We start from the raw sequence: 5,280 nt of genomic DNA, 5'->3' as shown, positions 1-5,280 counted from the left end.
GTATTTGGATATTTTTTCAAAGGATTTCAGCTCCTTTCGAGGAGACCTAAGTAGTAACGATTTTTCAAACACAATCGTTCCCAATAGGGCCTTGACTGCAAAATATATATGAAAATTCAGCTTTATGGTTGTGATGAAGCAGGCGGGTACATGCTGTCGGGGGCGTGTGTTCAGTCTGTGAAGGCAGCTCTTGGGGCAAGGCTCTTTTTCCAGGCAAGGCTCCACAGACTTAGGGCAAGGAGAGGACTTACGAATGAAGTCCGTTGTTCAATTGCTTCATTTTGGCTATCACCAGGCCATGAGCTGTATCTTTCCGGTTGCCATATTTGGGACGCTGGCGCTTACCCGTGTCATTGGGGTGCCGTTCCTGCACCGGTATGACGCTATTTTGCTGATCCTGCTGGGGGTGCAATATTTCATGTACCGCAGCGGGCTGGAGACATGGGATGAGATCAAGGTGATTTGCCTGTTCCATCTCATCGGGCTGGCGCTGGAATTGTATAAGGTGCATATGGGGTCTTGGTCTTATCCGGAGCCAGGTTATTCCAAGCTGTGGGGCGTGCCGCTGTACAGCGGGTTTATGTATGCCAGTGTAGCCAGCTTTATGTGTCAGGTGTGGCGCAGGCTGCGGATGGATATGACCGGCTGGCCGGGAGGGATGGCGTCGATTCTCCTGGGCGGGGCCATCTACTTCAACTTTTTTACTCATCATTTTATGCCGGATTTCCGGTGGTGGCTGACGGCGTTGGTGTTTGTTGTTTTTCGCAAAACGTGGATCATTTACCGGGTGCGGGCGGCCACTTACCGGATGCCTTTGTCGCTGGCGTTTCTGATTGTCGGATTTTTCATTTGGTCGGCGGAGAATATCGCTACCTTCCTGGGGGCGTGGACCTACCCGGACCAGCGGGAGGCCTGGAGAATGGTCGGCTTTAGCAAGATCAGCTCCTGGTTTCTGCTGGTGATCATCAGTGTTATCATCGTGGCTCAACTGAAATATGTGAAGGCAGGACGGGGGAAGCAGACTTCCACAGTAAAGGAATGAAGCGAGGGGCTTTCCCTGCTGGATGAAAACACGGTGACTTGCTCGGACAACGGACCGGAGGCTTCGGCGTCGCCGGTTTCAGGCACTTCGCCGGGGGAAAAAACAGCGGCAGCCATGGACTTATCCGGTCCTGGGCTGCCGCTGTATGTTTTGTGCCGTACGGGGCCGGGAAGCGTAACGGAACTCTCCGGCTCTTACGTGCCCGATTGGGCGCAATTCCAAATTTTAACGGAATTGAGCGGCTGTTATTGCCTATATCGCGGTCTCTTCTTCGCTCCAAAGCTCGGTAAGAGCGCCCCAGTTCCGTTAAAACTCGTATTTACTGAATTTAGGCGCATAAGCGCCGCTGAGTTCCGCAACGGAACCGCTGCTGCTACAGCTACTACAGATCCTTCCGGCTGAACGCCCGGCATCCCAGCAACAGGAGCACCGCCGCATATCCCGCCGTGTACAGGAGATAGGCATTGGAGGGTACGCTGGCCACGGAAAAGGGCCCCATATCCGACACCGCCAGTCCAGCCCAATCCGCCCCGCCTACAAGCTCGTAGAGGCTTCTTTTGTAGACGGAATCCGTGGGCAGCAGCAGCCCGGTCAAGAAGAAGAACTTTTGCACAGCGGGATGGGTATCCCCATAGATGGAGATGCCCTCCACCAGTCCGGTAAATAAGGAAAAGCCGTACAGCAAGGCGGCGCAGATGCCGTTCCCCAGCATGGGCAGATAGACGGAGCCCAGCATAGTCAGGGACAGGAGAAGCAGGGGCATCCAGAGGAACAGCCCCAGACCCCGCGCCAGATCGGCTGCCAGAAGCGGAAGCCCGGTCATAATATGAACGGTCCATGCCAGCGAAGTGAACAGGATGGCGCTGTATGCAACGATCCAAACGGCATGCCCCAGCCACTTGGCCAGATAGAGCCTCCAGCGGGATACAGGCCGGGCGGCAACCGCCAGCAGCAGTCCGCTCTCCTGCTCGCCGGTGACGGTTCCCATGGCGGAGAAAAGGACGAAGAAGGCCGCCAGAAATTGCGCGAAAAAAAGTCCCAGCACCAAAAGCACCATGCTGTTCAACAGCCGTTCGGCGGCGGAGCTGCCGGCCAGTCCGGTCGAACCCGCCAGCTCCCGCGCCCCAATGGCGAACAGGATGAGAAAAAGACCGGTCAGAATAAGCGTGACCAGGAATACCCGCTTGCGGGTCAGCTCCCTGAAGGTAGCCCAAATGTACGCAGTCATGATCGGGCACCTCCTTGCCGGGATTGGGCCATCCGCAGGAACCAAGCCTCCAGGCTGCCCTTCTCGGGACCGGATTCGTAAAGTGTCAGTCCGCTGCGGATGAAGACGGAGCACAGGTAGCCGGCTTGCTCCCGGTCCGTTATCTGAGCGGTGAGCAGGGCGTTGCCATCCTTGTCGGCTTCCGCCAGGCGGAGCTGGGAGGCGAAGGAATCGCCCACATGGGCGTTCAGCTCCGTCCATGTCTCCGGCAGCCAGCCGCCCAGGCGGAAATGCCAGTTGGCGGCGGCGCTGCCATCCCCGGCGCTGCTGAGCAGCTTATGCAGCGGGCCTGCGGCCAGCAGCTCGCCTCCGTACAGGAAGGCGGCTTCGTCGCACAGCTCCTCCACATCCTCCAGCAGATGGGTGTTGAGGAACACAGTCACACCCTTGTCCCGGAGCCGCTTCAGCAACAAGCGGATCTCGTATCGCCCGATGGGGTCCAGTGCCGAGGCAGGTTCATCCAGGATCACCAGCTCCGGGTCCAGCAGCAGGGCCGCCGCCAATCCCAGACGCTGCTGCATCCCCTTGGAGAAGCCCCCGACCCGGCGGTCGGCCGCCTCCGAGAGACCCACCAGTTCCAGAGTATCCCGCATCCGGCTGCGGAAAGCGGCGCTGCGTATTTCCTGCGGGCGCAATCCGCCCAGCCGGGCGTGGAAGCGGAGCACCTCCAGCGGAGTCAGCCACTCCTGAAAGCGGAACAGCTCGGGCAGATACCCGAGCTTGCGGCGCGCCTCCGGCCGTCCCAACGGCTGCCCCAGCACAATGCCTCCGCCGGAGTCGGGGCGGTGCAGGCCAACCAGCATTTTGACGAAGGTGCTTTTGCCGGCGCCGTTGGGCCCCAACAGGCCAAAAATGCTGCCCTCCGGCACCTGCAGCGTGATGCCGCGGCAGCCGCCGCGGCCATTGTAGGTTTTGGTCAGTTCCGCCGTAGCAATCATCATGGCCGGACAAGCTCCTCCGCCGCCTGCCGGAAGTCGGCTGCTGTCGGGAAGTCCCGGACGCTGCCCCTTAATAAGCCCATCCGTTCACCTTCGAGCCAGAACACATAACGGCTATCGTCGTCCGTTGCCAGCAAGGCATCATGGCCGCCCAGCTGAAAGGGCGTCGTCACGCCTTCAAACGCCGGAACCGGCAGCGTATTTTGCCAATCGCCAATGGCGGCCAGCTTGGTTCGCAGGCTTTCCGGCAGCACGGGCAGCCCCAATACAGCCTCCCGGACGGTTGCCGGATCGATGCCGCCCTCCACGGTCAGCTCCGGCTTGCCGAATTGGAGCAGCCGCACCGGCTTGCCTGACAGGATGCCCTCAGTGACGATGCCGGCCGGGACATGCAGTTCGATGGCTTTGCCGTCCGCCTGGGCAGGCAAGGTGGTTGAACTGCCCAGACGGATGAGCATCCGGTTGACCGCATCCACATTCAGATGAAAGGTAAGCGAGACAGCGGGCTGGTACTCGGGATCGGTGGAGCTCCCCAACTGCAGCAGGGAACCGCCCATCCGTTTTTGCGCCTCGTCCCAGGCAATAATCTCTGTTTTCCCTCCGCCGGATTGGGTCAAGCTGCCGAATTGGGCCAGATTGAAGCTCCGGTCACCCTCCGGCGATCCCCGTTCCAGCAGATTGGAAATGGTGGCCAAATCGTCGGCGGATATCCCGACGCCCGCCAGATGCTGGACGCGGAAGGTCTGCATCATGGCTGCCAAAGCCCGGTCGCCCAGAGAGGTTGTAAACAGGCTCACGGCCACAACTGCCGCAGCCGCTCCCGCAGCCAGTCTCCGCAGCCGGCGTCTGCCCGGCTTCTCGGTTCTCCAGGCGCTTCCCGTTCCATAAGTCCACTGCGCCGCCTTGGGTGCTTCCGCTCCTCCGGCAGCCGGTGCGCCTTGTGCTGTTCCCAAGGTTTCCGTCTTTTTCATCTCCACTGCACCTTCCTTTTCGTATTGGTGTTGAAGCCTCTCCCATCGTGCCCGGACCTCGGCTTCAAGCGCCGGCAAACCATCTTCCCCGCGCTTCCCCATCAGTTGTTCATCTATCCCGGCAATCCGCTTTCCAAACCGCTCCCAAGCCCGGTCCGTATCAAATGCCGGCTCCCCGCCGATCCGTTTCTTTTCCTCCGCCATTCTGCTCCTCCTCCTGCCCGTATTTTCTCTTCAGGCGTTCCTCTGCCCGCGCCAGCAGGGTGCCTACAATCTTCGGGTTAACCTCCAGCCGGTGGGCAATCTCTTCATAGCTGTATCCATTCTCGCGCAGCAAAAGAGCAGTCCGGTCCCGGTCAGAGAGCTTATGCAGCACCCGGCGGACCACGTCTTTTTCCCACTCGCGGATCACTTCCGTCTCTCCCGAAGGGGCTGTCTCCTCCGACCATGCCGCCACGCGGGCGGTTTCCCTGGCCAACAATGACTTGCCGGACGCCTGCTGCCTCAGATAATCGTAGCCCACCCGGGTCAGCACCCGGTGCAGCCAGGCGCCCACGGCCTCCAGCCGGTCGGGAGGATTCCGGTAAAGCCGCAGAAATACCTCCTGGGCCAAATCCTCAGCCGCCGCATAATCGCCGGTTAATGCATAAAGCTTCCGCGCCACGCCGGGATAATGCTCCCGGAACAGAAGCTGGAACAGCTCGGGTATCCGTGCGCTTTCCTCCATGTAGCCGCCGTCCCCCTTTCCCTTATAAGACGGATGCCGTCCCGGTTTTGTAGCAGGTCTTGCGAAAAAACTCCTTTGCAGTAGATTTATCCTTATATGACGGAATATTCTTTGAATCCCCGTTCATCCTGGAAAGGGGTTTTTTGGTATTGCTCAGCTATTGCCCGTAATCCCCCCCTAACTGTCTCGAGCGCCGCTTGAAAAACAGCGGATTTGGAGGTTTCCCAGGGTAAATAGCGTACCGTGTGTCCGTGAAATGTCCGTAAGAGCACTAACGATGCATCAAATATAACATGACCAAAGAGGTCATCTAGTCAGGAGGACATTGTACTCCC

General features: G+C 59.2%; 5 protein-coding genes. 1 reads left to right on the top strand and 4 read right to left on the bottom strand.

Translation table 11 applies throughout. From position 1 onward, the window contains the following. The first annotated feature begins 253 nt into the window (after positions 1 to 253). On the top strand, positions 254 to 1,042 hold the full coding sequence (locus DQG13_RS30150; protein ID WP_113023898.1) for a DUF817 domain-containing protein: 789 nt from the start codon (positions 254 to 256) through the stop codon (positions 1,040 to 1,042). Between the two features lie 382 nt (positions 1,043 to 1,424). Here DQG13_RS30150 and DQG13_RS30145 read toward each other — a convergent pair whose 3' ends face one another. Genes DQG13_RS30145 through DQG13_RS30130 form a run of 4 tightly spaced genes read right to left on the bottom strand, consistent with a single transcriptional unit; the run spans position 1,425 to position 4,945 of the window. Then, positions 1,425 to 2,270, bottom strand: coding sequence for an ABC transporter permease subunit (locus DQG13_RS30145; protein ID WP_113023897.1), 846 nt, complete (start codon positions 2,268 to 2,270; stop codon positions 1,425 to 1,427). Further along, the gene (locus tag DQG13_RS30140; RefSeq protein ID WP_113023896.1) at positions 2,267 to 3,250 is read right to left on the bottom strand and encodes an ABC transporter ATP-binding protein; all 984 of its coding nucleotides are present in this window, start codon (positions 3,248 to 3,250) and stop codon (positions 2,267 to 2,269) included. Before DQG13_RS30140 ends, DQG13_RS30145 begins: the two co-directional genes overlap by 4 nt. Further along, a complete protein-coding gene (locus DQG13_RS30135; protein ID WP_113023895.1) occupies positions 3,247 to 4,422 on the bottom strand; it encodes a hypothetical protein in 1,176 nt (391 codons plus the stop codon). Before DQG13_RS30135 ends, DQG13_RS30140 begins: the two co-directional genes overlap by 4 nt. After that, positions 4,379 to 4,945 (bottom strand): sigma-70 family RNA polymerase sigma factor, encoded by a 567-nt coding sequence (locus DQG13_RS30130; RefSeq protein ID WP_113023894.1) that lies wholly within the window; start codon positions 4,943 to 4,945, stop codon positions 4,379 to 4,381. The genes DQG13_RS30135 and DQG13_RS30130 overlap by 44 nt, the downstream gene beginning before the upstream one ends. Positions 4,946 to 5,280 lie beyond the last annotated feature (335 nt).

The organism is Paenibacillus sp. YN15, assembly GCF_003285005.1.
GTDB lineage: Bacteria > Bacillota > Bacilli > Paenibacillales > NBRC-103111 > Paenibacillus_AR.
Note: the sequence above shows the minus strand (reverse complement) of the source record. Positions and strands in the feature narration are given on the sequence as shown.

What these genes read in the sequence shown, in the direction of transcription:
- DQG13_RS30150 (WP_113023898.1), top strand. Translation starts at nt 254, where the DNA reads ATGAAGTCCGTTGTTCAATTGCTTCATTTTGGCTATCACCAGGCCATG.
- DQG13_RS30145 (WP_113023897.1), bottom strand. Translation starts at nt 2,270, where the DNA reads ATGACTGCGTACATTTGGGCTACCTTCAGGGAGCTGACCCGCAAGCGG.
- DQG13_RS30140 (WP_113023896.1), bottom strand. Translation starts at nt 3,250, where the DNA reads ATGATGATTGCTACGGCGGAACTGACCAAAACCTACAATGGCCGCGGC.
- DQG13_RS30135 (WP_113023895.1), bottom strand. Translation starts at nt 4,422, where the DNA reads ATGGCGGAGGAAAAGAAACGGATCGGCGGGGAGCCGGCATTTGATACG.
- DQG13_RS30130 (WP_113023894.1), bottom strand. Translation starts at nt 4,945, where the DNA reads ATGGAGGAAAGCGCACGGATACCCGAGCTGTTCCAGCTTCTGTTCCGG.